The organism is Ruegeria sp. BC3 (genome assembly GCF_056539265.1).
In genome coordinates, this window is record NZ_JBQFUP010000007.1 from 79892 (window position 1) to 106616 (window position 26725).

A 26725-nucleotide genomic window follows, 5' to 3' on the forward strand; every position below is an offset into this window, starting at 1 on the left:
GGTCAGGCGGGTTTGAAAACTGCGAAAACAGTGAACTCTCACATCAACAAAATTGATGGGTTCAACAAAAAGGGGCGCCGAAGCGCCCCGTTTCCCAACTTTCAGCGTTACACTTTAACGCGTTCCGATTTCGGATCGTACATCGGCTTAAGCGACGCTTCGGCCTTGACTTTGACGCCGCAGACGTCGATCTCGTACGTCGAGGCCAGCACGTCTGCCGCCTTTTCACCTTCGCAGGGCACATAGCCCAGACCAATCGCGCCGCCCAGCGTGTGGCCATAGTTGCCCGAGGACAAATAGCCCACATACTCACCGTCCCGAATGATCGGTTCGTTATGGAACAGCAGCGGTTCCGGGTCGGTCAGTTTGAACTGGACGAGGCGATTGTGAGGCCCGCTTTCCTTGCGTGCGATCACCGCCTCGCGACCAATGAAGTCGCTGCCCTTGTCGACCTTGACGGCAAAGCCAAGGCCGGCATCCACAACGTGGTCTTCGCAAGTGATGTCGTGGCCGAAGTGACGGAAACCCTTTTCGATCCGGGCACTGTCCATCATATGCATGCCGCACAGCTTTAGCCCCATGTCCTGCCCTGCTTCGTGCAGGGTTTCGAACACGTGGCCGGCCATATCGGATGAGACATAGATTTCCCACCCAAGCTCACCGACATAGGTCACGCGGTGGGCACGGGCCAGGCCCATACCGATCTCGATTTCCTGCGCGGTGCCAAACGGGTTGGTCGCGTTGGTGAAATCGTTGGGCGAGACTTTTTCCAACAGAGTACGCGCATTCGGGCCCATGATCGCCAGAACGCCTTCGCCCGCCGTGACATCGGTGATGACAACGTTGAAATTGCCCGCATGGCGCTGCATCCACGTCTGGTCGGCCAAACGGGTCGCCGCCGGAGTCACCACCAGATAAGAGGTCTCGGTCAGGCGCGTGACGGTCACGTCCGCCTCGATCCCGCCTGCGCGGTTGAGGAACTGGGTATAGACGATCTTGCCATTGGCCACCGAGTAATCGCCGCCGCCGACATAGTTCATGAACGCTTCGGCGTCGGGACCGTCGACGCGGATTTTGCCGAACGAGGACATGTCGTACATGCCCACGTTCTCGCGCACAGCTTTATGTTCAGCGGCCGAATTCTCGAACCAGTTCTGGCGCTTCCAGCTGTACTGGTATTCCCGTTCTTGCCCTTCATTCGCGAACCAGTTGGCGCGTTCCCAACCTGCTAACTCGCCCATGACTGCGCCCTGCTCCAGCAGGTGGTGATGGAACGGGGTGCGGCGCACGCCACGCGCGGTGGCTTTTTGGCGATAAGGGAAGTGGTCTGCATAGAGCAGGCCCAGCGTTTCCTTCGAGCGTTCGAACAGGTACTTCTTGTTTCCCTGAAACGGCTGCATCCGGCTGATGTCGACATCACCCAGATCGAACGGTTTCTCACCGCTGTCCATCCACTCGGCCAGCGCCATTCCCGCGCCACCGGCGGATTGGATACCGATCGAGTTGAAGCCCGCTGCAACCCATACATTGTCCATCTCCGGCGCGAGACCCAGGTGATAGGCGTCGTCTGGGGTAAACGACTCGGGTCCATTGAAGAAGGTATGAATCCCAGCTTCGGCCAACATCGGCATACGGTCGACGGCCTTTTCCAGGATTGGCTCAAAATGGTCGAAGTCTTCCTGCAACTGATCGAATTCAAACGAGTCCGGAATGCCATCCATCGCCCATGGCTTTGATTCCGGTTCAAATGCGCCCAACAGGATTTTGCCTGCGTCTTCCTTATAATACGCATACTCATCCGGCACGCGCAGAACCGGCAGTTGGGTCAAGCCGTCGATATTCTCGGTCACGATATAGAAATGTTCGCACGCATGCAGCGGAACGTTTGTTCCCGCCATGCGGCCCACTTCGTGGCCCCACATACCCGCGCAGTTCACCACCATATCGCATTCGATATGACCCGATGCGCTGCCGTCGTCGGCAACCCAGTCAACGCCGGTCACCTTGCGGCCTTGCTTGACGATGTCGGTGACTTTCACGCGTTCCTTGACGATACCGCCGCGCTGACGCGCGCCCTTGGCCAGCGCTAGTGCGATGTTGGCCGGATCACCCTGACCGTCCAAGGGCAGGTACACCGCGCCTTTGACGCCTTCGAGGTTGATATGGGGATACAGCTCCTGCACACGCTCGTTCGAGATCTCTTCGACCTCAACACCAAAGGCGCGCGCCATGGCAGCCTGACGATAGATCTCTTCTTTACGCTCTTCGGAGAGGGCAACAGTGATCGATCCGCAGCGCTTGAACCCTGTGGCTACGCCGGTCTCCTCTTCAAGCGAGCCGTAAAGTTCCTGACTGTACTTCGCCAGCTTGGTCATGTTCGCTGTCGCGCGCAGCTGCGCGATCAGACCGGCCGCATGCCAGGTCGTGCCGCTGGTCAGCTGCTTGCGCTCCAGCAGCACTACGTCTTTCCAGCCCTTCTTGGTCAGGTGATACGCCACCGAACATCCGATGACGCCGCCACCGATGATGACCACGCGGGCCTTGTTTGGAAGATCAGCCATTGTGAATGACTCCGCTTTATGAGTTTCCACCCAAAATGCCATGAAAGAGCGACGCAGAATGCATGAAAAACGTCAGCTCTTTTGCGAAAATCACCGCTGTTTGACTTGTCGTTTTTCGCGCCTCAGAACAAAGGGCGTCACGCCGAAAAAGCTTTTGTAGACTGACGAGAACCCATTGGGGAAACCGCAGGCAAGACCGATATCCCGCACGGTCATCGTGGTGTTCAGCAGAAGGTTGTTCGCCTTGGCCAACCGCATCTCACGATAAAACCCGTTGGGCGTTGTTCCGAAATAGGTTTTGAATTTGCGCTCCAGCGACCGGTTCGACAGGTTCAGCGCCTGGACGATTTCGTTAATAGGCAGCGGATCTTCGATATTGGCCTGCATCAGTTTGATACACTGATCCAGCTTGGCATCGCCGGTCGCGGTGGTCTTTGAACCAGAGAACGGCTGCAGAGATGAGAAATCACGAATGTTTTCGTGCAACATGATATCAGCTACCGTCATTCGAGTCGGCCCGGATATGTGACGCCCGATCACGGCCAAGGCCACATCGGTTGTGGCCTCCATTCCGGCGCAAGTCACAACGGCGCCTTGTTCTGTTGCAATGGACAGCTTGGCCTCGAATCGCGCTCGGCGCTCGCGCAGGAAAGACGCGTTTTCCCAATGGGTCGACATGTCCTCGGTGCCGTGTTCGTCGATGTAACGACTCGCAGCTTCGGCCAACAGAAAGACTTGTGCGCCGCGGAAGGTGTAATCCGACACGATCCGCCCAAGCGACAGGTCCGGGTGGTCAGGATCAGAGTTGCCAATGACAAACAGGTAGTCTGCGTTGGGCTGCGCTGGGACGCGCTCGGTCTGCACCGTCGCGTCGCTGCTGCTGGCGATCGGTCCCCCCCTCAGCGAGCGGTAGGTAAAGGTGAAAGGCGGGTTCGGGCAAACGCGGTTCGCCAGACGCAGCACTTCGACCAATGACGCCAGCTCCAACAGCACGTAGCCGGGCGCAACCACGATATCGAAGTGGTGCTGGCGGTTGACGGTTGAAGGTTTTGGCGTTGCGGGCATCGCGTTCCTCTCAGACGATCCGGTGCCCGGCGGCGCGCAGGCTGTTGGCGAGGGCCTCGATGTGGTCGGGGCCGACTTCGCAGCACCCGCCGACGATCGTGGCGCCTTGGGCAATCCAGGCCATGGCGTGATCGGCGTACACTCTGGGTCCCAGATCTTGTCGCTGCTCCAACGCGTCAACGGTTGGCGCGTCTTTCAAAAACCCCTCGGATATCTCAGTGAACCCGTTGGCATAGGCCCCGAAGGGCCGCCCCATCGTAGCCAGAATGTCCAAGGCCGCCGGAATAGCCTCGGGTCGCGAGCAGTTGATCAATACGGCGTCAGGATTGTACCGCTCCACCAGTGGCGCGACATCCGAGAGCGGCTCGCCAGATCGCAGACGTGTGCCATCGTCGTCCATCACCGTAAGCGCAAGCCAGACAGGCTTCCCTGCCTTCTCTGTACCGCGCAGGGCACCTTCGGCTTCCTGCACGGAAGAGACTGTTTCGATCAGAAACAGATCGACGTCATTGGCCATGAGTTGAACGATTTCCGCGAACTTTTCTGCGGCTTGTTCCACGTCTGGCTTCAAATCGGGTCGGTAAGACGCCAGCAACGGTCCCAGCGCCCCAGCAACGCGCCCTTTGCCACCGTCCCGAGCCTGGCAGGCCTGCGACACTGCCACGCCAATCAAGTCGGCCAGTTGATCTTCTAACCCAACGCGTTCCAGTCGCGACCGGTGAACCGCGTAGGTGTTGGTCGTCGCAACGGTCGCGCCCCGGCGAAAATAGTCCGCGTGCACGTCTCCAACCAGATCCGGATAGTCCATCATCACGCGCGTTGACCACAGCGGGGTTGCCCTGTCCCCGCTCCGTTTGACCAGTTCCTGCCCGATTGAGCCATCCAGAAGTGTGATGTCCGCCATGTGCCAATCTCCTTACGGAATAAGTACGAGTTTTCCCGGCAACGCTTTGGACTGAAAATCCTCTTGCGCTTTGGCAATGTCTCTTAGCGGATAGGTCTTGGAAACCAAAGGTTTGATGCGTCCCGAATTCATCATCTCGACAAGGCGGCCAAAGACGTCAAAAGCCTGATGAGTACAGCCGTGAATGGTGATGTCCCGCAGGTAAATGTCGCGCAGGTCGGCCTCGACGATCGGACCGGCGATTGCACCTGAAACGGCGTAGTGCCCGCCGGGTTTCAGAGCCAGGATCAAGCCAGGCCACGCCGGGCCGCCCACGACGTCAATCACAACGTCGAACATGTCTTTTGGAAGTGGCGCATTGCGGTCGTAGGTGCCTGATGCGCCCTGCGACATGACCACTTCCGCCTTGGCCGGGCTGGTGGCACCCCAGACCGAAGCGCCGCGCAAGGCGGCCAGTTGCACCGCTGCCAGCCCAACCCCGCCCGAGGCCCCGGTGATCAGAACCTTTTGCCCAGAGGTGACACCGGCGCGGGTCAGAAGGTTTTCGGCGGTGCCAAAAGCGCACGGGATTGCAGCGATCTCGACATCTGACAGCGGAGAAGCGGTAACATCGTACAGGTCGTCTGCCTCGACAAGGCAATATTGTGCGAACGCCCCGTCGATTTCGGACCCCAAGGCGATAAACGCTGTAGGATGACCGGGGCGCGGACGTGGCAGGTTGATCGGGCAGGTCACCCGTTGCCCGACCTTAAACCCGGTCTCTGAGCCAGCCATTTCAACGATACCGCACAGGTCCCCGCCCTGAATCCGAGGAAAGGTCAGCGCCCCGCCCCAGCCACCTGCGTCAACGTCCTGATCGACCTCATCCGTGGCACCCGTCACGTCCGAATAATACCATCCGATCCGCGTGTTTATGTCGGTGTTGTTGACACCCGCTGCTGCGACCCGCACCAGAACCTGACCCGAACCGGGCGTCGGCACGGGAATATCGTCGCGCCATTCAAGTGCTTCGGGACCACCGTGACGCGTAAGGTAAACGCCTGCCATCGTGGTTGGAATTGTCATGCTTTAACCTTTGTCGTCTGGATGCGCTGGCACGGGTCCCATCGGGACAATGTCATATTTCGCATTCAATGCGGCCATTTTCGCCTCGTCCGCGAAATCAGCCTCATTCATCTTTGCCAGCTCGGCCAGAAAACCATCAAACCCCGAAGGCTGAAAGATCATCAGCATTCGGGCAGGCGCTGCGTTCGCGACGCGGGAGGCATGGGGTACTCCGGGCGGGACATGGATCGTTGTTCCCGGCGTGCACCGATACCAATCGCCATCGACATAGAAATCCACCTCACCTTCCAGGAAATAGAAGGTCTCGGCGTGGGTATCATGACGATGAAGGCCAAGCGCGAAGCTGGCCTTCAGATTGTCTTCCATAAGCGTGTATGCGCCATCCGTGTCCTGACCGGAAACCTTCACAAAGGTATGGTCGTTTTCCCAGTCATAGTTGGGACCCTCACCGGGTCCCAGTTTGGCGTATCGTTTGCTCATGGCGGTCTCCGCAAGAAGTTAAGCGCGCAACCGCTCGTTCTCGGGATCCCAAAGCGGTTGATCCTGCTCTACCACAGCGCGGCACTTTTGGCCGTAGATTTCGACCTCAAGCTCGGTGCCTGGGTTCGCAAGCTCGGCCTTGATCATGCCCAGCGCGATGGATTTTCCAACGCGGTATCCCCATGCGCCCGAGGTGGTCTCGCCCACGATCTGATCACCTTGCCAAATGCAGGACATATACGGCGCGTCACAATCGCCCGCATCCACGGTCAACGTGACAAACGACTTCTTCACGCCCTGCTGTTTCTCATTCAAGATCGCGGCCTTGCCCGGGAAGTCCTGCGGCTTGTCCAGTTTGACGAACCGCCCAAGACCGCCTTCCAGCAGCGAGTAGTCGGTCGACAGGTCGCCCTTCCAGGCACGGTAACCCTTTTCGATGCGCAGCGAGTTCAGAGCATACATCCCGAACGGTTTGGCACCGGCATCGATGATCGCGTCATAGATCGCAGGCATATGCTCGTTCAGAGCGTGGACTTCCCATCCCAGCTCACCCGCGAAGGAGACGCGGATCAGATAGGCAGGCTGGCCTGCAACGGTGGCCGACTGGTGCGTCAGCCATCCCGAGGTCAGATCGGCATCCGTCATACCCGACAGGATCTCACGCGATTTCGGGCCGGTGACGATCAGCGTGTCGCGTGTCGTGGTGACATCCTCGATCGAAACACTCGCCGGCATCGCGTTCATCAGGATGTCACGGTCATGCCACTGCGCAGTAGCGGCAGTAATCATGACGAACTCATCCTCTCCCAGACGGATACAGGACATCTCGGTCAGAATGCGACCACGGTCGTCAGAGACATAGATGAGGTTCATCCGGCCGACCTTGGGCAACCCACCGGTTGCGAGGCCGCGCAGCGCCTCAGCGGCGCCCTCTCCCTTGACCATGAAGCGCGAGAAGCCTGGCAGATCTAGCACGCCACAATGGTCTCGCACGGCCTCGCATTCTTCTTGGATCCGCTGCTCCCACGGGCCGGACCGACCCCAGGTATGGGTCGCCTCAAGCGATGTGTCATCGCCCGGCTTTGCGAACCAATTGGCCCGCTCCCAACCGTTATAGACACCCATCACGCCGCCCAGCGCTTTGACCTTGTCATGCACCGGCGACAGTTTTTTGTCGCGTGCGGCGGGCCATTCGTGATGGGGGAAGTGCATGGCATATTCGTTGCCATAGACCTCCATGCCCTTTTGGTTGCAGTAGTCCTGATCTGTGTAGTCTGTGTAACGGCGCGGATCGACAGCCCACATGTCCCATTCGGTGTGACCATCGACGATCCATTCGGCCAGCACTTTGCCTGCACCACCGCCCTGAGCGATGCCGAAGGTAAAGCTGTGTGCCTCAAACGCGTTTTTGACGCCCGGCATTGGGCCAATCAGAGGCAGCCCGTCCGGCGCATAGGGGATCGGTCCATTGATGACGCGACCAACGCCCGAGGTTGCCATCAACGGAACGCGTTCCATCGCGTCGGTGACGATATCCTCGATCCGGTCCAGATCATCGTTCCAAAGTTGAAAGCTGAAATCCTCGGGCATTGGATCGTCCTCGGTCATCCAATGGCCCTTGCAGTTCGGTTCATAGGGACCAAGGTTAAAGCCGTTCTTTTCCTGCCGCAGGTAGTAGGACACGTCCACATCGCGCAGCAGGGGCAGCTTGCCGCCGTTTTCTTTCGACCAAGCCTCGACCTCGGGCACCTCGTCGGTCAGCAGGTACTGGTGGCTCATGACCATCGCAGGCACGGTGCGACCGCCAAAGGGCTTGAACATCTCGCCCACACGCTGCGCATAATAACCGGCGGCGTTGACCACATAGTCACAGGCGATATCGCCCTTATCCGTGTGCACGGTCCATGTGCCGTCGTCATGCTGGGTCACGCCGGTGGCCGGGCAAAAGCGGATGATTTTCTGACCCATATCACGTGCACCCTTGGCCAGTGCCTGCGTCAGCTGCGCCGGATCAATGTCACCATCGGTCGGGTCGTACAGCACGCCCTCAAGGTCATGGATTTCAAGGAACGGATACCGCTCTTTGGCCTGCTCAGGGGTCCACATTTCCATAGGAATGCCCTGATAACGACCCATCGACAGGGCGCGCTCAAACTCCTGCATCCGTTCTTTGCTATGCGCCAGACGGATCGAGCCCGAGACATGGTAGTTCATAGGATAGTCGACCTCTTCGCCCAAACGCGCATACAGCTCGGTCGAATACCGCTGCATGTTCATGATCGCCCATGAGGTCGAGAAGGTCGGCACGTTGCCCGCCGCGTGCCAAGTCGACCCGGCGGTCAGTTCGTTCTTTTCCAGCAGAACGCAGTCGGTCCAGCCCTTCTTGGCCAGATGATACAGCGATGAGGCGCCAACCACACCGCCACCGATGATAACCACGCGGGCTTTTGTCGGAAAATCACTCATTGGTTTTGATCCCTGTTACTGTGCCCTTTGGGGCAGATCGTCCGTGATGTCATAGTAATCGCCCTTGTCGGCCACGAAGATGTGCCGGGCGAGGTATAGTCCGGTAGGCGTGTCGAACGCCCCCATGGAAATCGAAATCGTGTCTTCGTCCTTGTGCTGCCAGAAAAGGAAGGACCCGCAGGTTCGGCAGAAGCCGCGGCGGGCCGTGTCCGAAGCACGGAACCAGGCCAGTGTGTCGCTGGCGGTAAAACTCAGGTTGTCCTGATGCGTCCATGTCGAGGCCCAGACATGCCCCGATTGCTTGCGGCATTGCCCGCAATGGCACACCGAAGGCGGCGACAGCTCTCCGTCAATCGCGAACGCGACCGCGCCGCATAGGCATGAAGCTTTGTGCATCAGACTACCCCTTTGCCGAAGGCGCAGAGCTGGTGCCCAGCAACACGCCATAGAGGATAAAACAGGCGGCCATAACCCGGCGCACCCAAACGTTGAACACAGCACCCAGCGCGGCTTTGCCCATCAGCGCACCCAACAGGGTGAACCCGGTGTAGCTGAGCGTTGTGATGATCAGCGCCGTCGGCATGATCACCGCCATCTGCTGCCAGATCGGCACGTCCGGCTGCACGAACTGCGAAAAGGCGGCGAGGTAACCGGCGACACTTTTGGGATTGATCGTGGCAACGGCCAGCGCGTGCAAATAGACATGACGCGCGGGACGTTCTGTCGCCGGGGCCGGTCGCGTGGCGTTCATCCAGCCGCGAACACCCAGCCAAATCAGGAAGCCTGCCCCCACCAGTTTAGCTATGAAAAACCCAGTCGGCGAGGCCGCGATCAGAGCCGTCACGCCCAGCGCAGACAGGATCAGAAACGCACTGGCCTGCGTCAGGATCGCCAAAACCCCCAGCATCGCCTTGGGAAACGGCAGGCTCATCCCATTTGAGATACAGTTGACCGCATTCGGCCCCGGAGTGGTGACAAACACCACCCAGAACAGCGCGAAAATGGTCCAAGCCTCGAAACTCATCAGTACACCGGCGGGGCGATAACCCAGATGGCCACGGCGGGTTCATCATAGGGGTTCGACCACTGATAGGGTTGATGCTTGATCCGAAAACTGTCGCCAGGACCGACAATAAACTCACGATCTCCAATCGTCAGATCCAACCGACCAGACACCATATAGCCAACCTCCTGCGTGGGTCGATTAGCCGGTGTCTGCATTTTCGAGTGCGGTTTGAATGTCGAATGCACCATCTCGAAATCGTCGGTCAGATCCGGCGAAAGCAGCTCTTCGATAAGACCTTCTTCTCCCGATCCCATCGGGCGGCGCGTACCGGCGCGCACGACATAGCCTTGTTCTTCAGCTGGGGCCGCCGAGTGCGCGAACAGCATCGACATCGGCACTCCCAGACATTTCGCTATTTGGCGCAGATCGGAAATCGAGGGGTCCGACATGTCGCGCTCGACCTGGCTGAGCCACCCGACAGAGCGACCCAGTCGGGCAGCAATCTCGCTCAGCGTCAGTCCGCGCGCCTTGCGCAACGCGCGAATGTCTGCGCCGAGCGTGGCGCTTTGTGGGGCCTGACTGTTCACTGAACGCTCCGGGTGTCTGTGAAATTTTATCCTCGTTTTTCACGGTGCATTGATTCTGTGAAAATTCCAAGGATTTTTTCACTTGGGCACGCAGCTTTGTTTCGCTATCCGTCCATCATGTGGATTGCGGTGATTTATCTGTGGGTCATAAATGGCCTGACTCTGTTGGCTTTTGGCTGGGACAAGCTGAGGGCTGGCAAACGGAAAAGGCGTATACCTGAACGAAAACTCTTGTGGCTGGCTGCGTTGGGCGGCGGACCTGGTGCCTTGGTAGGGCGTTGGATTTTCCGACACAAAACACGCAAGAAGCTGTTTTCATACTATCTTTTTGGAATACTCGGCGCTCAGGCCGTTCTGATCTACTCACTGTCGACTCAAAAATTTGCCGACGTCTTCTAAGACAAATTCGTGACCATGCATATCAGACTAACCAATCCGAAAGCTGTCTGTTACAATACCACGTTATCCGGACAAAAAACTTACTTGTTAGCAAAGGGTTGGATGAGAGATGGACAACGGTATCGGTTTCTTCGACATAATCTGGTCAATCTTCTGGCTGTTCCTGATGGTAGCCTGGTTCTGGGTGATGGTTTCGGTCGTGGCCGATGTCTTTCGCTCAAAGGACCTGAGCGGCGGTGCCAAGGCACTGTGGATCGCGTTTGTGATCTTGATCCCGTGGCTGGGCGTTCTGGCCTATGTGCTGATCCGTGGCGAACGGATGCACCAGCATAACGTCGAAGCCATGAACCAAATGGAACAGGCGCAAAAGGACTACATTCGCTCAGTTGCAACTGTGTCCACGGCGGATGAGTTGGAACGCCTTTCAACGCTTAAGGACAAAGGCGTGCTGACGGATGAGGAGTTTGAGGCGCAAAAAGCCAAGATCCTCAGTGCCTGACCAACGGCAGCTTGAAACGAAAAGGCCGGGGAACACCCCCGGCCTATGCTATTTGGCGAATACGTCAGACAGGATTTCAGCCAGTTTGTCGGCGTCCTGATCATTGAACGCGTCAGGCTGATCGCTGTCGATGTCGAACACGGCAATGACCTCACCGACAGCATTGTGCACCGGCAGTACCAGCTCGGACCGGGTCGACGACGCACAGGCGATATGCCCGGGAAACGCGTCCACGTCCGGGACCAGCTGAACTTCACCCGTACGCGCTGCAGCCCCGCAAACACCCCGGTCGAAGGGGATAACAAGGCAACCGTGCCCGCCTTGATAGGGGCCGATCTTCAGCACACCCGGCTCGGTCACGCGGTAAAATCCCGTCCAGTCGAAACGGTCATCGGCGTGATGCACCTCGCAGGCGATCGTAGCCATCAAAGCCACGTCGTCGGTTTCGCCCTCGGTCAACGCCGCGATGGTTTTGGCAAGTGTTTCATAGTCGGCGATCATGGTCACACCCTTGGAAAACGTCTGCGCCGGAGTATTTGGAAATCGTCCAAGCGTCAAACGCGTTCGATGGCAATGGCCGTTCCCTCTCCGCCGCCGATACAGATGGCTGCCACTCCGCGCTTGAGGTTTCGCTTTTCCAACGCGTTCAGCAATGTGACCATGATGCGAGTGCCTGATGCACCGATTGGGTGACCAAGGGCGCAGGCACCGCCATTCACGTTGACGATATCGCGGGGCAAGCCCATCTCGTGCATGAAGGCCATTGGCACAACGGCAAAGGCTTCGTTGACTTCCCAAAGATCGACATCGTCTTTGGACCAACCAATCTTGGTCAACAGTTTCTGCGCAGCCGGTACAGGCGCGGTGGTGAAAAGCCCCGGTGCCTGTGCGTGACTTGCGTGACCGACAATTCGGGCACGAACGGTTAGCCCCTGCGCCTCGGCTGCGTCGTCGGACGCCAGTACCAGCGCCGCAGCACCATCCGAGATCGAAGACGAATTTGCCGCCGTCACTGTCCCGTCCTTACGGAATGCGGGTTTGAGTGTCGGAATCTTCTCGGGCCGCGCCGAAAGGGGCTGTTCATCAGCACTCTGCGTCACCTCGCCTTTACGGGTGCGGACCGACACCGGAGTGATTTCATCCGCGAAAGCACCGTTTTCCTGAGCGGCCAACGCGTTCGACAATGAACGAAGCGCGTATTCGTCTTGCGCTTCGCGCGTGAACTGGAATGCCTCGGCGCAGTCCTCGGCGAAAGTGCCCATCAGGCGGCCTTTGTCATAGGCATCCTCGAGCCCGTCCAGGAACATATGGTCCATCGCTTGCGCATGACCCAACCGCGCGCCGTCGCGCATTTTGGGCAGCAGGTAAGGAGCGTTCGTCATGCTCTCCATCCCGCCGGCAATCATCGTGTCCGCATGCCCCAAGGCAATCTGGTCAAAGGCCATCATCGCAGCCTTCATGCCCGAGCCGCACATTTTGTTTAGCGTTGTGGCAGGAACATCTTCGCCCAGCCCCGCCGCAAAACCGGCTTGTCGCGCGGGGGCCTGCCCCTGCCCGGCGGGCAGAACGCAGCCCATCAGAACCTCGTCGACGGTTTCCGTCCCTGCCCCCTGCAATGCGGCCTTGATCGCCACACCGCCAAGATCGGCGGCCGTCACAGAATCGAACATCCCCTGAAACCCACCCATCGGGGTGCGCGCCGCACCGGCAATTACGACTTGCTTCATCTGGATGCTCCTCTGTTTTTTCCCAGAGATGGATACCGAATGGTAAGAATTGCCGTCTAGCGTATTTCTACGAGCGATTTTCAGTTTAGAGAAGCGGCGCGCATGGCCCTGAGCAGTACGACAACAGACACAACCCAAATCATCACCGTGCATTCCGACCGGATCGATGCCGCGATGGCCATCCAATTCAAAGAAGATATGCGTAACGAAGCCGAAGGCGGTGCGGCGCGCGTTGTTCTGGACCTGACGGGCGTCGAATTCATCGACTCAAGTGGTCTTGGGGCCATAGTCGCATCAATGAAACAGTTGGGCCGCGACCGCCGACTTGATCTGGCTGGGCTGAACCCGTTTGTGGAAAAGGTGTTTCGGCTGACTCGCATGGATACGGTTTTCAAACTCTACCCGACGCTGGACGATGCTCTGGCACCGACGACTGAGTGAAACCACGGATTGAGTAGGCGCGATGCCATGAGTAACGGTAACTGCTTGGACCTCAGCTTTGCTGCAACCGAAACCGAAGCCAGTGCTGGAATCGCTCAGCTCAGCAAAGGTCTTGAGGCGCAGGGCTTACCTGCGCATAAGGCAGGTGACGTGAAGATCGCCCTCGCCGAGGCAATCAATAACGTCGTCGAACATGCCTACGCGGGGATCACACCGGCCAAGGTCAAAGTGCATTGCCGTTTGCACCAAAACTGGCTGGATATCCTGATTTCGGACACCGGTAATCCATTGCCAGGATTTCGGGTGCCGGACGGAGTGCCCGCAGCGTTGGGCACATCGATAGATGAATTGCCTGAAGGCGGGTTTGGCTGGTTCCTGATTCACGAACTGACCAGCGATATTCGTTATGAACGCCGCGACGGGTGCAACCGCTTGTCCCTGCGATTCGACTTCCCCAACTGCGCCGGTTGACCAAAAAAGGCCACATAAACGCCCTGATCGCACCATTGCCGCGCCGCAAACAAAGGGCAAAACAGTATCCGTAGCTCAGATAGCTTCCCTCGGCGCCATGTATCACAGCCCCCACCCAGTGACCGGCGCCGAGGAACTTCTCCTTGATGTGACTAGACAATTTCGGACCGCGCTTTACCTTCGGCGCGTTCAAAAGGGGAAGACAAAGCCATGAGGGATTTTCACACTCCGGGTCGGTCCGAAGTATTCGCGACCGAAGGCATGTGCGCCACGTCGCACCCATTGGCCGCCCAAGTTGCCCTGAACATCCTCACCGAAGGTGGAAACGCAATGGACGCGGCCATTGCAGGTGCCGTGCTGCTAGGCATTTGCGAACCGCAAATGACTGGCATCGGCGGTGATTGCTTTGTTTTGTTCAATCGCGCGGGCGAAGATCAGGTTCGTGCTCTGAACGGCTCTGGTCGCGCGCCAACTGCGGCGGATGCGGATCGGTTGCGCGCCCAAGGATTGGACGCTGTACCCCTGAACACACCAGACGCGGTGACCATCCCCGGTGCCATTGACGCGTTTTGCCATCTGGCCACAACCGAAGGGCGGTTGGGGTTGGACGCCATTTTGAGGCCCGCAATCCATTATGCAGAAACCGGCGTTCCGGTCGCACCGCGGGTTGCGTTCGACTGGCAGATCGGCGCACCAACCCTGCAGGGCGCGGCGCGAGACCACTATCTGGTTAACGGCAATGTCCCGAATATCGGCCAGGTCTTTCGATCACCCGGACAGGCAGAGGTTCTGCGCCAAGTGGCACAGCATGGTCGCGACGCGTTCTATTCGGGCGAGATTGCGCAGGACATGATCGACGGCTTAAACGCGATAGGCGGAAGTCACACCGCCGAGGATTTTCTGGCCACCCAGTGCACCGAAACCCAGCCTGTCAGCGGCACGTATAATGGCATCGAACTGGTCGAGCATCCGCCAAACGGTCAGGGCGCAACGGCGATCCTGCTGCTCAATATTCTGAAGAATTTCGACCTACGCAGCCTTGATCCGCTCAGCGCCGAGCGCATTCATATTGAGGCCGAAGCCTCAAAACTCGCTTATGATGCGCGCAATCGGTTCATTGCCGATCCTGACCACACGACCCACGCAGAACGGTTTCTGGACCAGACTGTAGCCGACAAACTGGCCGCGCTGATCGACCCCAAACGCGCCATGCCCGCAGCCGCACCCCTGACCGAGTCCATTCACAAGGATACGGTTTACATCACCGTGGTTGACCGGGATCGCATGGCCGTCTCGCTGATCTATTCCATTTTCCACAGCTTCGGGTCTGGCATCGCCTCGGAGAAATATGGGATTCTGCTGCAGAACCGCGGCAGTGGGTTCAATTTGCAGGCGGGACACCCGAATGAGATGGGACCGGGCAAACGCCCGATGCATACGATCATCCCGGGCATGCTGAAACAGGATGGGCGCGTGATGATGCCATTCGGCGTCATGGGCGGCGCGTTTCAACCCACGGGGCACGCTCGGCTGCTGTCGAACCTCAAGGATCACGGACTGGGCTTGCAAGCCAGTTTCGACGCCCCGCGTGCCTTTGCCGATGGCGGGGTTTTGAAGCTTGAGCGCGGATTTCCGCCCAGCACGTCTCAACAATTGTCGGACTTAGGGCACAGCGTTCAGGTTCCGGAAACGCCGCTTGGTGGCGCTCAGGCAATCCGAATCCGCACGGACGGCGTTCTGGAGGGCGCAAGCGACCCCAGAAAAGATGGTTGTGCACTGGGTTATTGACCAACTTGGTGCGCGCAAAAGCGCACCGGTTCACTTAATTCAAATTAAAATGCAGCGGGTACGCGCCATTCTCGAAAGGACCAAACATATCAGGAATATCCGGATGCTCCACCGGTTCACCGGATTGGTCTGCAACCAGATTTTGTTCTGAAACATAAGCCACATAGAAGGATTGGTCGTTTTCTGCGAGCAGATGATAAAACGGCTGATCCTTGATGGGGCGGCTGTCCTCGGGAATGGCCTGGTACCACTCTTCAGTGTTGGAAAATTCCGGGTCCACGTCGAAAATCACCCCTCGGAAGGGATGTTTTTTATGGCGGACCACCTGTCCCAGGCGGTACTTGGCATTTGTAGTCAACATATTCTCAGCCCCCAAGGATGTTACTACCTCTTTCCGGGCCGAAATGCCAATCATTGATCGGAAATTAAAGGAAACAGTCTGTGAACCTCTTACTGACAGTGTTCGAAATTGTGGCTCCGGTTTTCCTGCTGGCGGGCATCGGATTCACCTGGGTTAAGCTGGGTTTCGAATACCGTTTGGAGTTCGTAACACGCCTTGCCGTGACGTTGGCCGTGCCGAGCCTGATCTTTGTGGCGCTGATGCAAACCGAGATTCCGGGGGGCGAACTAACTCGCTTCACACTGGCTGCAATTGCGGGCCATGTGGCTCTGGCTGTGGTGTTTGGCGTGTTTGTCCGGCTGTCAGGTCTGGACCGCCGGACCTATCTTGCGCCGCTCATCTTTGGCAACACGGGCAATCTGGGTCTGCCGCTGTGCATCTTTGCCTTTGGGCAGGCGGGATTGGGTTTTGCTGTCATCTTTCTGGCCATTACCGCCCTGTTTTCATTCACTTACGGCATCTATCTTGTCGCCGGGAAGGGCGCATTCGGCAAAGTCGCCCGCGAGCCGATGGTTTGGGCCACGCTTCTGGGCGCGCTGTTTCTGTGGCGAGGTTGGCAAACGCCGCTATTTCTGACTAACACTCTCGAGCTTTTGGGGCAGATGGCCGTCCCGATGATGCTGATCACCGTTGGGGTCGCGATCGCGCGGTTGACGACGCGCAAACTGGGTCAGGCGATCTGGTTGTCGGCGTTGAAACTGGTGGTCTGTTTTGCCCTCGGCTGGGTCATCGCCCGCGCCTTTGATTTGGACGCAATTGCCTTTGGCGTCATGGTTTTGCAAATGTGCACCCCGGTTGCCGTCACCGCGTATTTGCTGGCCGAGCGGTTTGACGCGGATTCAGATGCTGTTGCCGGGATGGTTATGGTCTCGACGGTGCTGTCTGTGGGCGCTTTGCCTATCATTCTAGCTATTGTTTTGTAACGATTGTGATTTCCTAAACTCTCAATCTGCGCTAGAATAAAGAAAAAAGGCACGAGGCACATGAGCAGAATTCTTTTCGTACTCCTAGGGGTGCTTCTTTTGGCATCCTGTGGCGGCGGGTCGAAACAGCCGCCGAGCAGATTGAACGACGCGTGCAGCATTGCGCGCGAACGGCCTGATTTTATCAAGGCCTTCAAAAGCACAGAACGGAAATGGGGTGTCCCTGTCCACGTTCAGATGGCGACGATCTACCAGGAAAGCCGCTATAAGCACGATGCGCGCACACCGCACCAATATGTGCTGGGCGTGATCCCCATGGGCCGCCAAAGCAGCGCCTATGGGTTCAGCCAGGCGCTGGACGGAACCTGGGACGAATACCGCAAGGAAACCGGCAAGCGCCGGGCTAAGCGGGATCGCATCCGGGACGCTTCGGATTTCATTGGCTGGTACATGAACAAAAGCTACCAGCGGAATGGCATCCATCCCACCGACACACGCAACCAGTATCTCGCCTATCACGAAGGTCACACCGGCTATGCCCGTGGCAGCCACCATGGCAAAACCTGGTTGTTGAACGTGGCCAACGATGTGGATGCGCGCGCCAAGCTATATCAGGCCCAGCTGGCAAGCTGCCGACACTGACAATTGCGCGGGTCAGCGATTGCTTGACCCGCTTCTTTTTGAGCTTGAGAACAGGTCGTTCCTGATATTCTTGCCTGTGGTTAGCTGCCCCAGCAGGACAGTGGTCTGACTGCCCGCATTGTCGTGAATGACCCACTTGCGCAGCTCAATCGGATCTCCGGTGAACATCAATTCAATCCGTCCGGATTCAGGGTTCTTGGGGTCCTGAGCCGTAACGACCGTGGCCGTGCCATCAAAGTCGTGCCCAACCACCATATTGGCCTGCCCAAGGTTCACATTCCGCGCCAGCACCAACGACAACGGCGTGCGTTTCAGCGGGTATTGCTCGGGCGGTTGATTGGATTTGGGATCGAAAATCTGCACCGTTCCTGCACGCGCCAGAACAACGGCACTGTTGGGCGGATCGTATTCGAACCGCATCTTGCCAGGCCGTTCCATCCATAGCTTACCGGTGCTCAGCGAGCCGTCATCATTCACCTGCGTGAATGTCGTCTCAACGGTCTTCAGACCGTTCAGGTAGTTTGATATCTGCGACAATGGCAGCTTGTCAGCGGCCCAGGCCGCGGGTGCGGCCAGTGTCAGGGCAAGGGCAAAAGCAATCTGTTTCATGTGACATCAGATAAGCGCTTTGCCCTTGTTATTAAATATCCTACTGCTCCGGGACGAGGATTTCCCGCTTACCGACGTGATTTGCCGACGAAACAACGCCTTCGTCCTCCATCTGCTCAACAAGTCGCGCAGCTTTGTTATAGCCGATGGCAAGTTTCCGCTGGATGTAAGAGGTTGAGCATTTGCGATCCTTGATCACGATCGCCACCGCCTGATCGTAAAGGGCGTCTTCGCCGTTGGTGTTGCCACCGGTGTTCAGACCCAAAACCGCGTCGATATTGTCGGCCTTTTCCTCGGCCGGGCCATCGACAACCCCGCTCATGTAGTCCGGCGGGCCGAACTGTTTCAGGTGGTTGACGATTTCCTCAACCTCTTCGTCCGAGACAAATGGACCATGGCAGCGCGTGATCTTGGCACCGCCCGCCATATAGAGCATGTCGCCCTGCCCCAACAATTGCTCGGCGCCCATCTCGCCCAGAATGGTACGGCTGTCGACTTTCGACGTCACCTGGAACGAAATTCGGGTTGGGAAGTTCGCCTTGATCGTACCGGTTATCACATCGACCGAGGGGCGCTGTGTGGCCATGATCAGGTGAATACCCGAGGCCCGCGCCATCTGCGCCAGACGCTGGATGCAAGCTTCGATTTCTTTGCCCGCGACCATCATCAGGTCCGCCATCTCATCGACGATGACGACGATATATGGCATCGATTCTGGTGCGAACTCTTCCGTCTCGAACGTCGGTTCACCGGTTTCGTCGTCAAAGCCGGTTTGGACCGTACGGCTGAACATCTCGCCTTTGGCCAGAGCATCCTTCACACGCCCATTGTAGCCCGCGATATTGCGCACTCCCATTTTGGACATCTTGCGATAGCGGTCTTCCATCTCGCCCACGACCCATTTCAAGGCCACGACCGCCTTTTTCGGGTCAGTCACAACGGGTGAGAGCAGGTGCGGGATACCGTCATAGACCGACAGTTCCAGCATCTTGGGGTCGATCATGATCAGGCGGCATTCGTCCGGCGAAAGCTTATACAGCAGCGACAGGATCATGGTGTTGATCGCAACCGACTTACCGGAACCGGTCGTACCCGCGATCAGCAGGTGAGGCATCTTGGCCAGGTTGGCAACAACGGATTCACCGCCGATATCCTTGCCCAAGGCCAGCGGCAGCGCGTGGTTGCCATCGCCAAAATCGCGGCTGGCAAGGATTTCACGCAGTACCACCATCTCGCGGTTTTCATTGGGCAGTTCGATACCGATGACCGAGCGGCCCGGCAGGGTCGAAACACGTGCCGACAGCGCAGACATCGACCGCGCAATGTCGTCAGCCAGACCGATCACGCGGCTGGCCTTCAGGCCCGGAGCGGGCTCCAGTTCATACATGGTGACAACTGGGCCGGGGCGGACGCTGACGATCTCACCTTTTACGCCATAGTCATCCAGAACGTTCTCTAGCATCCGCGCGTTTTCCTCCAACGCCTCATCGCTGAGGTGATGGCGCTGAATGCTGGCCGGGTTGGACAACAGGCTCAGCGGCGGCAATTCGAAATCCGAATGCCGGTCTTCGAAGGACAGTGCCGGTTGCGCCTCGGCCTGCGCGCGGCGCGAGGGCTGCGGCGCACGGCGCACGGGTTGCGCCACCACCGGCTTGCGTGGTTCGGCCACGGGGATTTTCATCGCCGGGCGCGGCTGCGGCGCAGGCTCGGGCGCGTCCTCGAACACGGCCTCGTCTTCAAAATCCGGTTCAGACGCAAAATCCTGATGCAGCGGCTCCTGCTGCCATTCCGGCGCTGGATCTGCGGTCAGCATCGGCTCGGGCGGCAGACCGACCGAGGTCACCGGTGGCTCGGGCGGCAATTCCCCTGCCCCAGAATTCAGGATCAACGGGTCCGGCCCCCGACCGCGCCCTTTGGTCAGCGGCAGGTTCGGGTCATGTTCCGGTGCCATCTCACCGACGGCCACCTTACGATTGCGGACGGCAGCGGAAATCTTTGAACGAATTCGATCTTCGCCCGGCATCTCATCAAACCCAGCAACCGGTTCGCGGTCGATCAGTTCCGGCTCTGGCATTGGTTCAGGACGGCGGATCAGGCTGGGCATCCGCGCCAATAGACCGGGCTTGGCAGGCTCGGGTTCAACTTCCAGTTCCGGCTCTTCGAAAATCGGGTCAGCATAGGCCAAATCATCGTCAAACACCGCCTCGGCGCGGGCAGCCTTGCGTTCTTCCCACAGCGCGCGACGGTCGCGAGCCGCCTGAGCAGTAGCCGAAGCACCCCGCCCCAGCAGGTTCATCAGCAGGTCGTAGGCCATCACAAGACCCAGCAGGAAGGCGCGTGCGCCTTTGCGCACATCCGCCTTTGTGAAGCCAAGGACAAATGTCCCAAGCGCCAGCATCCCGGCAGCCATTGCCAGAGACATCAGCTTGACCATGAAATGCGACGAAATCGGCAGCAACGTCAGCAATGCGCCCATGACTGTGTCGCCAAACAGGCCACCCAGACCAAAGCTGTGCGTCGTGCGCCAGGCTTCACCCGGTACCAGTGTCGCGGCATAAACGGACACAACGGCAATCCAGATCGGGGCAAAGATCAGACGGGCAACGGCGCGTTCTTCGCCAAAGTGTCCGGCAAAGCGAACCCCCCAACCGATCAGCACCAGCGCGATGCTCCAACTGCCCCAGCCGACGATCATGAACAGCGGTGCTGCGATCGAGGCACCGATCCGCCCCATCCAATTCTGCACGGGCGCGTCGGTCGACACCATCCAGTTCGGATCATCCGGGGTGTAGGACCAGATCATCGCGGCCGAAGCCAACCCGAGCAGGATCAGGGCGATCCCGATCAGTTCCTTACTGCGCCGCTCGATGGCGGCCTGAGTCGTGCTGTCCAGCAATGGATCGCGGTTGCGCGCGTTATATGATGCCATTTTGCCCTCGTACCTCACGAATAGATGCAGTCGCGGAGCGTGATTAGCCCCTGCTGCAACTCTGTTTTTGGGGCCACCATCGCGACCCGGATAAATTGCTCGCCCGGGTTTTGCCCCGGATCACCTTGAGAAAGATATGCGCCCGGCAAGACCCGAACGCCGGTCTCTTGCCACAGCTTTAACGTGGTCTCTTCGCCATTCTCGACCGGCAACCACAGGAAAAAACCGGCCTCGGGCGGCATATAGCCCTGTACACCGGCAAAAACTTCGTCCGCGATTGTGTATTTTTCCTGATAAAGCGCGCGGTTCTCGACCACATGCGCCTCGTCCGCCCAAACCTTGGCGGCGGCGGCTTGGAGGGGCAGTGGCAAAGGCGCGCCTGCATAGTTCCGCAACTGCTTGACCCGTTTGATCGTTTCGGTACCGCCTGCAATCAGGCCCGAGCGCAGCCCGGCAAGGTTGGAACGCTTGGAGAGCGAGTTGAACAGGGTGATCCGCTCCGGGTCAGCCCCAAGCTCTTTTGCGACGGTCAGAACACCGGTCGGGGCCTCATCGCGGTAAATCTCGGAGTAACATTCATCCGCGAAGATGCGGAAATCGTAGGTTTCTGCCAATTGGATCAGCTCGACCCAGTAATCGCGCGAAGCAACCGCACCCTGCGGGTTTGCAGGAGAACAGATATAGGCCGCGACCGTGCGGTTCAGTACGTCCTTAGGCAGTCCGGCATAGTCCGGCAAGTGATCGGTGGCGGCCGTTGCGGGCACAAATACCGGATCGGCGCGGACCGACAGCGAGGCCACCATGTACACCTGATAAAACGGGTTCGGGCAGAGGATAACGGGCTTTTCACCATTCTTCTGCTCGGGGCACAGCGCCATCGCGGCATTGTACAGGCCCTCGCGCGTGCCATTCAGCGCCATCACATTGGTGTCGGGGTCCATGGACACGCCGTAACGGCGATCAATCCAGCCGGTGATTGCCGCGCGCAGCTCGGGCGAGCCTTCGTTGGGCGGATAGCCCTGAAATCCGGCAGCGTTTTCGGTGATCACATCTGTGACCCATGCCGGGAAATCATGCATCGGCGCGCCAATTGTCATGTGAATCACTTCACCACCCGGCTGATGGTGATCCAACAGGGTGCGCAGACGCGGGAATGCATATTCCGGTAGGTTCGAAAACCGCTCGGGGAAATTCATAACTACTGCCTCAATGTCGGGGTCATTTCGCCCCGTTTTCCAAGCAGGTTACAGATCACGCCCGGTTTCGTCCAGACAAAGAGACGGCGAATCAGGGGATTGTGGCATTCAGGCCAACGCAGCCTCGGCCGCTGATCCAAGCCTGAGCAAGGCTTCCTCCGACCCCGGATAGCCCATCATCATCAGCCCGCAACCGGGGGTGCCAGTGGGCAATGTCAGCGCCGCCAGCCCCATCAGGTTACCGATCCGCGTGTTGCGCAGGGCCAGCAGGTTTTCGGTGACATAGTAGTCGTGATCGCTCATCAAGCGGTCCAGATTCGGTGGCAGGATGGGTGCTGTGGGCGCAAGCACCGCATCAAAACCGGATGTCGCCGCGTCCCACGCAGCCCGGCAGGCTTTCAGCTTGGACCATGCAGCAATGTAATCCGCACCGGTCGCATTTTGACCGGCGCGAAAACGCGCCAGAATCTCAGGATACATAGCATCCGGGTTGGCTTCGATCACATCGCGCCACAGCCCATAAGCTTCGGTGGTGTACAGGATACCCGACAGCGCCATGGCGTCTTTCAGCTCGGGTACTTCAAGCGGAACGATCTCGGCCCCTGCTGCGGTCAAACGGTCGATAGCTCCGTTAAATGCCTGCCCCGGCGCCTTTCTCAGATCATCCTGTGCAACAGTCTGCAGGTTGGCAAAGCGGCGCCCTTTAAGGTTGGCCCCCCGCAGATCTGGTGGAGAACCGCCTTCCAGCAAAGCCAGCAATTGCGCCGCGTCCTCGACCGAGCGGGCCAGCGGGCCAACGGTGTCGAACCGTAGGCACAGCGGCACGGTCCCCTCAAGGCTAACGCGTCCGGCCGTGGTTTTCAGGCCGACCAAATTGTTCCAGGCCGAGGGGATGCGCACCGATCCACCTGTATCCGAACCGATACCACCAGCAGCCAGGCCCCAAGCCACCGACGCCGCCGCACCGGAAGAGGACCCTCCGGGGACTGCGGCCTCATCATCGACGCAGGGGGGCGTTCCGGTGATCGGGTTCAATCCAAGACCCGAGAACGCCAGTTCGCTCATATGCGTCTTGCCCAAACAAACCGCGCCCATGGCTGTCGCATTACGCACGACGACGGCATCCGCCTCGGGGACACGCCCTTTCAGCAAGGCTGAACCGGCCTCAGTTGCCGTTCCGGCGGTGTCGAACAGGTCCTTCCAACTGATCGGCACACCATCCAGCAGGGACCGCCGCAGACCCAAATTGGCCCTTTCTTTTGCGGCTTGGGCCTCGGCTCGGGCCCGATCATAGGTAACCCGCGCATAGATGCGATCAAGATGGGGATGTGCGTCGATGGCGGACAGGTAAGCCTCGGTCAGTTCCACCGGATCAATCTGCCCCATGCCGATGCCACGGCCAAGATCACACGCCGTCATGGTCAGCCAGTCCTGCATGCCCGCCCCCTCTCGAAAAAGCACTCTAGGCGACGGTAGCGACAGGACCGCACATGGACAATCCCGAAAGGTCGCGCATATTGCAGGCCATGAAACATAGCTCGGATATCGTGATCGTAGGTGGCGGCCTGAATGGCCCGGCGCTGGCCTTGGCACTGGCCCAAACCGGCCATTCCGTCACCGTGATTGACGCCTTGGCCGAAAAAGCCCGCAAAAACGCCGCCTTTGACGGGCGCGCCTATGCTCTGGCTCTGGCCTCGCAGCGATTGCTGGACGCCATCGGTGTCTGGGACCGTGTGGCTGACCACGACCAGCCAATGCTTGAGATCAAGGTGACCGATGGCCATGCGGGTTCCGGTCCATCGCCGTTCTTCCTGCATTTCGACCATGCCGAGATCGAAGAAGGCCCGATGGGCTATATGGTCGAGGATCGCCACCTGCGCCGCGCGTTTCTGGATGCGATGACAGATCAGAGCGGTATTACCCAGATCAGCGGCAAATCCGTTGTTGCGCAGACCTCGGACGATACGGGCGTTACACTGACGCTGGACGACGGCAACACCGTGACAGGCGGGCTGCTGGTGGGGTGCGACGGACGCCGAAGCGGCACAGCCTCGCGTGCGGGGATTAAACGCACGGGCTGGGATTACGGCCAAACCGCGCTGGTCTGTGCCATCGAACACGACCTGCCTCACCACGGCATCGCACATCAGTTCTTTATGCCGCCCGGGCCATTGGCCATTCTGCCCTTGACCGGAAACCGCAGCTCGATCGTCTGGAGCGAACAGACCGACATGGCGCAACGCATCAACGCCATGCCCGAGGACGAGTACCTGCAAGTCCTGCGCCCGCGCTTCGGCGATTTTCTGGGGGACATCCGACTGGCCGGAGACCGGTTTACCTATCCGCTGAACCTGACAATTGCGAACTCCTTCATCGGGGATCGCATGGCCTTGGTCGGCGATGCTGCCCACGGCATGCACCCGATCGCAGGTCAGGGCCTGAACGCAGGCCTGCGCGATGTCGGCGCCCTAGCCGAAGTTCTGACGCTTGCGGGACGGCGGGGCGAAGACATCGGCTCGGTCTTGGTACTGGAGCGCTATCAGGAATGGAGGCGGTTCGACACGGCATCGCTGGCTATGGCGACAGATGTTTTCAACAAGCTGTTTTCCAACGACAATCCGATCCTGCGCATGGGTCGCGATATCGGAATGGGGATCGTTGGTTCATTTCCCGGCCTGCGCCGCGGCTTCGTGCGCGAGGCCGCCGGGCTGACCGGGGAACTGCCAAAACTGCTTCAGGGGCGTGCGATTTAGTCCAGCTGCCGCGCCTCGTCCACCAGCATAACCGGGATGCCGTTTCGGATCGGAAAGGCCAGATTAGCAGCTTTAGACACCAGTTCTTGCTTTTCGGCGTCATAATGCAGCGTGGTGTGCGTCTGCGGGCAGATCAGCGCCTCAAGCATGTGGCGGTCAAAAGGGTGTTCGACTTCGGTCATTGCAGTTTTTCCTCGCTCGATCCGCCGCGCATGGCGAATTCAATCAGTGTAACCAATGTCTCGCGCCGGGTGCGAAGGCAAGGTGCTTCGAGCAAGGCTTGTTTCTCTTCGGGGTCAAAATCCAGCAACATCGACAGGGAATTCACCAACAACTCATCGTCGGCGTCCTTCAGGGTGTCCCAATCCGTGGACAGCTGGCGAGAGGAAAAGAACCGTTCGAGCAGGTTCAAAAACCGAGACCGATCAAAGGCGTCGTCCGCCTCGGCCTTACCCAAATCACGCTCAAACCCGTCCCACGAAACGGCGCAGCGGCGATAGGGCGTGAACGCGTCCAGCTCGGACTTGATCCGGAATCGCGAAATACCGGTCAGCGTGATCAGGTACCGACCATCTTCGGTTTCAGAAAACTGTGTCACACGCCCCGCGCAGCCAATCTGATGCAGCTTGTTGTCGTTGGACAGGGTCGGGTTCGGCTGCACCATACCGATCAAGCGCTCGGGCGTTTTCAGCGCGTCGTCCAGCATTTGCAGGTAGCGCGGCTCAAAGATATGCAGCGGCAAGCGGGATCGGGGCAGCAGCAGCGCCCCGGGCAATGGGAAAACGGAGACCGTCTCCGGCAGATCAGCGGGATGCATCATGTACCCGAGTGTAGCTCTGATCGGAGTTTAGGCAAATATCATCGAGCTGAGTTTGCGCCGTCCGTTCAGAACAACCGGGTCATTCGGCTTGAGCGCGTCGAAAATGGTAAACAGCTGCGTCTTGGCCGCGCCGTCATTCCATTCGCGATCCCGACGGAACAGTTCCAGCAATTGCGCAACCGCCTCTTCAACTTCGCCATTGGCGTGCAGGGCCTGCGCAAGGTCGAAACGGGCCTGATGGTTGTCCGGGTCCGCCTCAACGGCCACTTTCAACTCGCCCACCGGGCCTGCGTCGGCAGCCTGTTTCGCCAGCTCAAGCTGAGCGTGGGCTGCTTCAAGCTCGGGCGATGATGAGATTTCCGCCGGTGCGCCATTCAGGATGGCCTCGGCCTGCTCAAGATCATCCGATGCGATATGCGCGCGCACCAAACCGCCATAAGCGGCCGCGTGGTTCGGGTCTTCGCCCAAAATCGCCGCGAAAGTCTGGGCCGCATCAACAGCGGCACCTTCGGCCAACATCTCTTCGGCAGCCTGGACCGCATCGTCCAGTTGCCCACCCGGGCTTTCGCCGCCCGCAGCCTCGATAACACGGTCCACAAAAGCCTTGATCTCGGACCCCGGCAACGCGCCCTGGAAACCGTCGACCGGCTGACCTTTGAAAAACGCATAGACGGTCGGGATCGATTGAATGCGCATCTGAGACGCGATCATCTGCGCCTCATCCACATTGATCTTGACCATCTTCACCGCCCCCTTGGCGGCGGTCACGGCCTCTTCCAGCAACGGGCCCAGCGTCTTGCACGGACCACACCAGGGCGCCCAGAAGTCCACAATCACAGGGGTCTCCTGCGAGGCCTCAACAACATCGGCCATAAAGGTGGCCTCGGATCCGTCTATGATCAGATCGGCAGTTTCTGGTCCGGCTGCAGTGTTCAGAAGGTCCATGGCGTTCACTCTTTCATTCAAATTTGGCCTCTATATGCAACCCCGAGGG

At 58.8% G+C, this 26725-nt stretch carries 27 protein-coding genes; 8 read left to right on the forward strand and 19 right to left on the reverse strand.

Annotation, left to right across the window (positions count from 1 at the left end):
* Nucleotides 1-107: 107 nt before the first annotated feature.
* The 9 genes from ACR0MV_RS17545 to ACR0MV_RS17585 form a co-directional block, all read right to left on the reverse strand.
* Nucleotides 108-2561 carry a GcvT family protein gene (locus ACR0MV_RS17545; protein ID WP_170427418.1) on the reverse strand — a complete coding sequence of 818 codons (2454 nt, stop codon included), beginning with the start codon at nt 2559-2561 and terminating at the stop codon, nt 108-110.
* A 90-nt stretch (nt 2562-2651) separates the two neighbouring features.
* A complete protein-coding gene (locus ACR0MV_RS17550) occupies nt 2652-3626 on the reverse strand; it encodes a GlxA family transcriptional regulator (RefSeq protein ID WP_170427419.1) in 975 nt (324 codons plus the stop codon).
* Between the two features lie 10 nt (nt 3627-3636).
* Entirely contained in the window at nt 3637-4530 is an 894-nt protein-coding gene (locus ACR0MV_RS17555) for a homocysteine S-methyltransferase family protein (protein WP_170427420.1), read from the reverse strand.
* Between the two features lie 12 nt (nt 4531-4542).
* Nucleotides 4543-5595, reverse strand: coding sequence for an alcohol dehydrogenase family protein (locus ACR0MV_RS17560; RefSeq protein WP_480703053.1), 1053 nt, complete (start codon nt 5593-5595; stop codon nt 4543-4545).
* A gap of 3 nt (nt 5596-5598) precedes the next feature.
* A complete protein-coding gene (locus ACR0MV_RS17565) occupies nt 5599-6075 on the reverse strand; it encodes a cupin domain-containing protein (RefSeq protein WP_480703055.1) in 477 nt (158 codons plus the stop codon).
* Nucleotides 6076-6093: 18 nt separating this feature from the next.
* Nucleotides 6094-8541, reverse strand: a complete 2448-nt coding sequence (locus ACR0MV_RS17570) for a GcvT family protein (RefSeq protein WP_480703056.1) — start codon at nt 8539-8541, stop codon at nt 6094-6096.
* Between the two features lie 15 nt (nt 8542-8556).
* Nucleotides 8557-8937, reverse strand: coding sequence for a GFA family protein (locus tag ACR0MV_RS17575; RefSeq protein WP_480703057.1), 381 nt, complete (start codon nt 8935-8937; stop codon nt 8557-8559).
* Between the two features lie 4 nt (nt 8938-8941).
* A complete protein-coding gene (locus ACR0MV_RS17580) occupies nt 8942-9565 on the reverse strand; it encodes a LysE family translocator (protein WP_475201223.1) in 624 nt (207 codons plus the stop codon).
* Nucleotides 9565-10134, reverse strand: a complete 570-nt coding sequence (locus ACR0MV_RS17585; protein ID WP_480703058.1) for a helix-turn-helix domain-containing protein — start codon at nt 10132-10134, stop codon at nt 9565-9567. Before ACR0MV_RS17585 ends, ACR0MV_RS17580 begins: the two co-directional genes overlap by 1 nt.
* Before the next feature lie 117 nt (nt 10135-10251).
* On the opposite strand from ACR0MV_RS17585, the gene ACR0MV_RS17590 reads away from it, so the two are divergent.
* On the forward strand, nt 10252-10533 hold the full coding sequence (locus ACR0MV_RS17590; protein ID WP_170468116.1) for a DUF1294 domain-containing protein: 282 nt from the start codon (nt 10252-10254) through the stop codon (nt 10531-10533).
* A gap of 109 nt (nt 10534-10642) precedes the next feature.
* The gene (locus tag ACR0MV_RS17595; protein ID WP_170467972.1) at nt 10643-11032 is read left to right on the forward strand and encodes an SHOCT domain-containing protein; all 390 of its coding nucleotides are present in this window, start codon (nt 10643-10645) and stop codon (nt 11030-11032) included.
* Between the two features lie 48 nt (nt 11033-11080).
* Here the strand turns inward: ACR0MV_RS17595 and ACR0MV_RS17600 are convergent, their stop codons facing one another.
* Nucleotides 11081-11533 carry a GAF domain-containing protein gene (locus tag ACR0MV_RS17600; protein ID WP_170467970.1) on the reverse strand — a complete coding sequence of 151 codons (453 nt, stop codon included), beginning with the start codon at nt 11531-11533 and terminating at the stop codon, nt 11081-11083.
* 53 nt (nt 11534-11586) lie between these two features.
* Nucleotides 11587-12759 carry a thiolase family protein gene (locus ACR0MV_RS17605; RefSeq protein ID WP_480703059.1) on the reverse strand — a complete coding sequence of 391 codons (1173 nt, stop codon included), beginning with the start codon at nt 12757-12759 and terminating at the stop codon, nt 11587-11589.
* Nucleotides 12760-12861: 102 nt separating this feature from the next.
* Here ACR0MV_RS17605 and ACR0MV_RS17610 point away from each other — a divergent pair, with 102 nt between their 5' ends.
* The 3 genes from ACR0MV_RS17610 (at nt 12862) to ACR0MV_RS17620 (ending at nt 15459) form a co-directional block, all read left to right on the forward strand.
* Entirely contained in the window at nt 12862-13200 is a 339-nt protein-coding gene (locus tag ACR0MV_RS17610; RefSeq protein ID WP_170427429.1) for an STAS domain-containing protein, read from the forward strand.
* 27 nt (nt 13201-13227) lie between these two features.
* Nucleotides 13228-13671, forward strand: a complete 444-nt coding sequence (locus ACR0MV_RS17615; RefSeq protein ID WP_480703060.1) for an ATP-binding protein — start codon at nt 13228-13230, stop codon at nt 13669-13671.
* Nucleotides 13672-13881: 210 nt separating this feature from the next.
* Nucleotides 13882-15459 carry a gamma-glutamyltransferase family protein gene (locus tag ACR0MV_RS17620; protein ID WP_480703061.1) on the forward strand — a complete coding sequence of 526 codons (1578 nt, stop codon included), beginning with the start codon at nt 13882-13884 and terminating at the stop codon, nt 15457-15459.
* 34 nt (nt 15460-15493) lie between these two features.
* On the opposite strand, the gene hspQ is transcribed toward ACR0MV_RS17620, so the two are convergent.
* Nucleotides 15494-15820 (reverse strand): heat shock protein HspQ, encoded by a 327-nt coding sequence (hspQ, locus tag ACR0MV_RS17625; protein WP_170427435.1) that lies wholly within the window; start codon nt 15818-15820, stop codon nt 15494-15496.
* A gap of 80 nt (nt 15821-15900) precedes the next feature.
* Between hspQ and ACR0MV_RS17630 the strand changes: the two genes are divergently transcribed.
* Both ACR0MV_RS17630 and ACR0MV_RS17635 read left to right on the forward strand, forming a co-directional pair.
* A complete protein-coding gene (locus tag ACR0MV_RS17630; RefSeq protein ID WP_170467962.1) occupies nt 15901-16782 on the forward strand; it encodes an AEC family transporter in 882 nt (293 codons plus the stop codon).
* 60 nt (nt 16783-16842) lie between these two features.
* Nucleotides 16843-17424 (forward strand): transglycosylase SLT domain-containing protein, encoded by a 582-nt coding sequence (locus tag ACR0MV_RS17635; RefSeq protein WP_480703063.1) that lies wholly within the window; start codon nt 16843-16845, stop codon nt 17422-17424.
* Between the two features lie 12 nt (nt 17425-17436).
* On the opposite strand, the gene ACR0MV_RS17640 is transcribed toward ACR0MV_RS17635, so the two are convergent.
* The 4 genes from ACR0MV_RS17640 to ACR0MV_RS17655 form a co-directional block, all read right to left on the reverse strand.
* Entirely contained in the window at nt 17437-18033 is a 597-nt protein-coding gene (locus ACR0MV_RS17640) for a LolA family protein (protein WP_170427441.1), read from the reverse strand.
* A gap of 40 nt (nt 18034-18073) precedes the next feature.
* On the reverse strand, nt 18074-20962 hold the full coding sequence (locus ACR0MV_RS17645) for a DNA translocase FtsK (protein WP_480703064.1): 2889 nt from the start codon (nt 20960-20962) through the stop codon (nt 18074-18076).
* Between the two features lie 14 nt (nt 20963-20976).
* The gene (locus ACR0MV_RS17650) at nt 20977-22158 is read right to left on the reverse strand and encodes an aminotransferase class I/II-fold pyridoxal phosphate-dependent enzyme (RefSeq protein WP_480703065.1); all 1182 of its coding nucleotides are present in this window, start codon (nt 22156-22158) and stop codon (nt 20977-20979) included.
* Nucleotides 22159-22266: 108 nt separating this feature from the next.
* Nucleotides 22267-23595, reverse strand: coding sequence for an amidase (locus ACR0MV_RS17655; RefSeq protein ID WP_480703067.1), 1329 nt, complete (start codon nt 23593-23595; stop codon nt 22267-22269).
* A gap of 53 nt (nt 23596-23648) precedes the next feature.
* On the opposite strand from ACR0MV_RS17655, the gene ACR0MV_RS17660 reads away from it, so the two are divergent.
* Nucleotides 23649-24911 carry an FAD-dependent monooxygenase gene (locus tag ACR0MV_RS17660; protein WP_480703068.1) on the forward strand — a complete coding sequence of 421 codons (1263 nt, stop codon included), beginning with the start codon at nt 23649-23651 and terminating at the stop codon, nt 24909-24911.
* On the opposite strand, the gene ACR0MV_RS17665 is transcribed toward ACR0MV_RS17660, so the two are convergent.
* From ACR0MV_RS17665 to trxA, 3 genes are read right to left on the reverse strand one after another with little or no spacing between them, the layout of a single operon-like run.
* Nucleotides 24908-25093, reverse strand: a complete 186-nt coding sequence (locus ACR0MV_RS17665; RefSeq protein ID WP_170427449.1) for a Trm112 family protein — start codon at nt 25091-25093, stop codon at nt 24908-24910. The genes ACR0MV_RS17660 and ACR0MV_RS17665 overlap by 4 nt on opposite strands.
* Nucleotides 25090-25731: an LON peptidase substrate-binding domain-containing protein gene (locus ACR0MV_RS17670; RefSeq protein WP_480703069.1), complete on the reverse strand. Its 642-nt coding sequence runs from the start codon at nt 25729-25731 to the stop codon at nt 25090-25092. The genes ACR0MV_RS17665 and ACR0MV_RS17670 overlap by 4 nt, the downstream gene beginning before the upstream one ends.
* Nucleotides 25732-25758: 27 nt before the next feature.
* On the reverse strand, nt 25759-26676 hold the full coding sequence (trxA, locus tag ACR0MV_RS17675; RefSeq protein ID WP_480703071.1) for a thioredoxin: 918 nt from the start codon (nt 26674-26676) through the stop codon (nt 25759-25761).
* Nucleotides 26677-26725 lie beyond the last annotated feature (49 nt).

What these genes read in the sequence shown, in the direction of transcription:
- ACR0MV_RS17545 (WP_170427418.1), bottom strand. Translation starts at nt 2,561, where the DNA reads ATGGCTGATCTTCCAAACAAGGCCCGCGTGGTCATCATCGGTGGCGGC.
- ACR0MV_RS17550 (WP_170427419.1), bottom strand. Translation starts at nt 3,626, where the DNA reads ATGCCCGCAACGCCAAAACCTTCAACCGTCAACCGCCAGCACCACTTC.
- ACR0MV_RS17555 (WP_170427420.1), bottom strand. Translation starts at nt 4,530, where the DNA reads ATGGCGGACATCACACTTCTGGATGGCTCAATCGGGCAGGAACTGGTC.
- ACR0MV_RS17560 (WP_480703053.1), bottom strand. Translation starts at nt 5,595, where the DNA reads ATGACAATTCCAACCACGATGGCAGGCGTTTACCTTACGCGTCACGGT.
- ACR0MV_RS17565 (WP_480703055.1), bottom strand. Translation starts at nt 6,075, where the DNA reads ATGAGCAAACGATACGCCAAACTGGGACCCGGTGAGGGTCCCAACTAT.
- ACR0MV_RS17570 (WP_480703056.1), bottom strand. Translation starts at nt 8,541, where the DNA reads ATGAGTGATTTTCCGACAAAAGCCCGCGTGGTTATCATCGGTGGCGGT.
- ACR0MV_RS17575 (WP_480703057.1), bottom strand. Translation starts at nt 8,937, where the DNA reads ATGCACAAAGCTTCATGCCTATGCGGCGCGGTCGCGTTCGCGATTGAC.
- ACR0MV_RS17580 (WP_475201223.1), bottom strand. Translation starts at nt 9,565, where the DNA reads ATGAGTTTCGAGGCTTGGACCATTTTCGCGCTGTTCTGGGTGGTGTTT.
- ACR0MV_RS17590 (WP_170468116.1), top strand. Translation starts at nt 10,252, where the DNA reads ATGTGGATTGCGGTGATTTATCTGTGGGTCATAAATGGCCTGACTCTG.
- ACR0MV_RS17595 (WP_170467972.1), top strand. Translation starts at nt 10,643, where the DNA reads ATGGACAACGGTATCGGTTTCTTCGACATAATCTGGTCAATCTTCTGG.
- ACR0MV_RS17600 (WP_170467970.1), bottom strand. Translation starts at nt 11,533, where the DNA reads ATGATCGCCGACTATGAAACACTTGCCAAAACCATCGCGGCGTTGACC.
- ACR0MV_RS17605 (WP_480703059.1), bottom strand. Translation starts at nt 12,759, where the DNA reads ATGAAGCAAGTCGTAATTGCCGGTGCGGCGCGCACCCCGATGGGTGGG.
- ACR0MV_RS17610 (WP_170427429.1), top strand. Translation starts at nt 12,862, where the DNA reads ATGGCCCTGAGCAGTACGACAACAGACACAACCCAAATCATCACCGTG.
- ACR0MV_RS17615 (WP_480703060.1), top strand. Translation starts at nt 13,228, where the DNA reads ATGAGTAACGGTAACTGCTTGGACCTCAGCTTTGCTGCAACCGAAACC.
- ACR0MV_RS17620 (WP_480703061.1), top strand. Translation starts at nt 13,882, where the DNA reads ATGAGGGATTTTCACACTCCGGGTCGGTCCGAAGTATTCGCGACCGAA.
- hspQ (WP_170427435.1), bottom strand. Translation starts at nt 15,820, where the DNA reads ATGTTGACTACAAATGCCAAGTACCGCCTGGGACAGGTGGTCCGCCAT.
- ACR0MV_RS17635 (WP_480703063.1), top strand. Translation starts at nt 16,843, where the DNA reads ATGAGCAGAATTCTTTTCGTACTCCTAGGGGTGCTTCTTTTGGCATCC.
- ACR0MV_RS17640 (WP_170427441.1), bottom strand. Translation starts at nt 18,033, where the DNA reads ATGAAACAGATTGCTTTTGCCCTTGCCCTGACACTGGCCGCACCCGCG.
- ACR0MV_RS17645 (WP_480703064.1), bottom strand. Translation starts at nt 20,962, where the DNA reads ATGGCATCATATAACGCGCGCAACCGCGATCCATTGCTGGACAGCACG.
- ACR0MV_RS17650 (WP_480703065.1), bottom strand. Translation starts at nt 22,158, where the DNA reads ATGAATTTCCCCGAGCGGTTTTCGAACCTACCGGAATATGCATTCCCG.
- ACR0MV_RS17655 (WP_480703067.1), bottom strand. Translation starts at nt 23,595, where the DNA reads ATGCAGGACTGGCTGACCATGACGGCGTGTGATCTTGGCCGTGGCATC.
- ACR0MV_RS17660 (WP_480703068.1), top strand. Translation starts at nt 23,649, where the DNA reads ATGGACAATCCCGAAAGGTCGCGCATATTGCAGGCCATGAAACATAGC.
- ACR0MV_RS17665 (WP_170427449.1), bottom strand. Translation starts at nt 25,093, where the DNA reads ATGACCGAAGTCGAACACCCTTTTGACCGCCACATGCTTGAGGCGCTG.
- ACR0MV_RS17670 (WP_480703069.1), bottom strand. Translation starts at nt 25,731, where the DNA reads ATGATGCATCCCGCTGATCTGCCGGAGACGGTCTCCGTTTTCCCATTG.
- trxA (WP_480703071.1), bottom strand. Translation starts at nt 26,676, where the DNA reads ATGGACCTTCTGAACACTGCAGCCGGACCAGAAACTGCCGATCTGATC.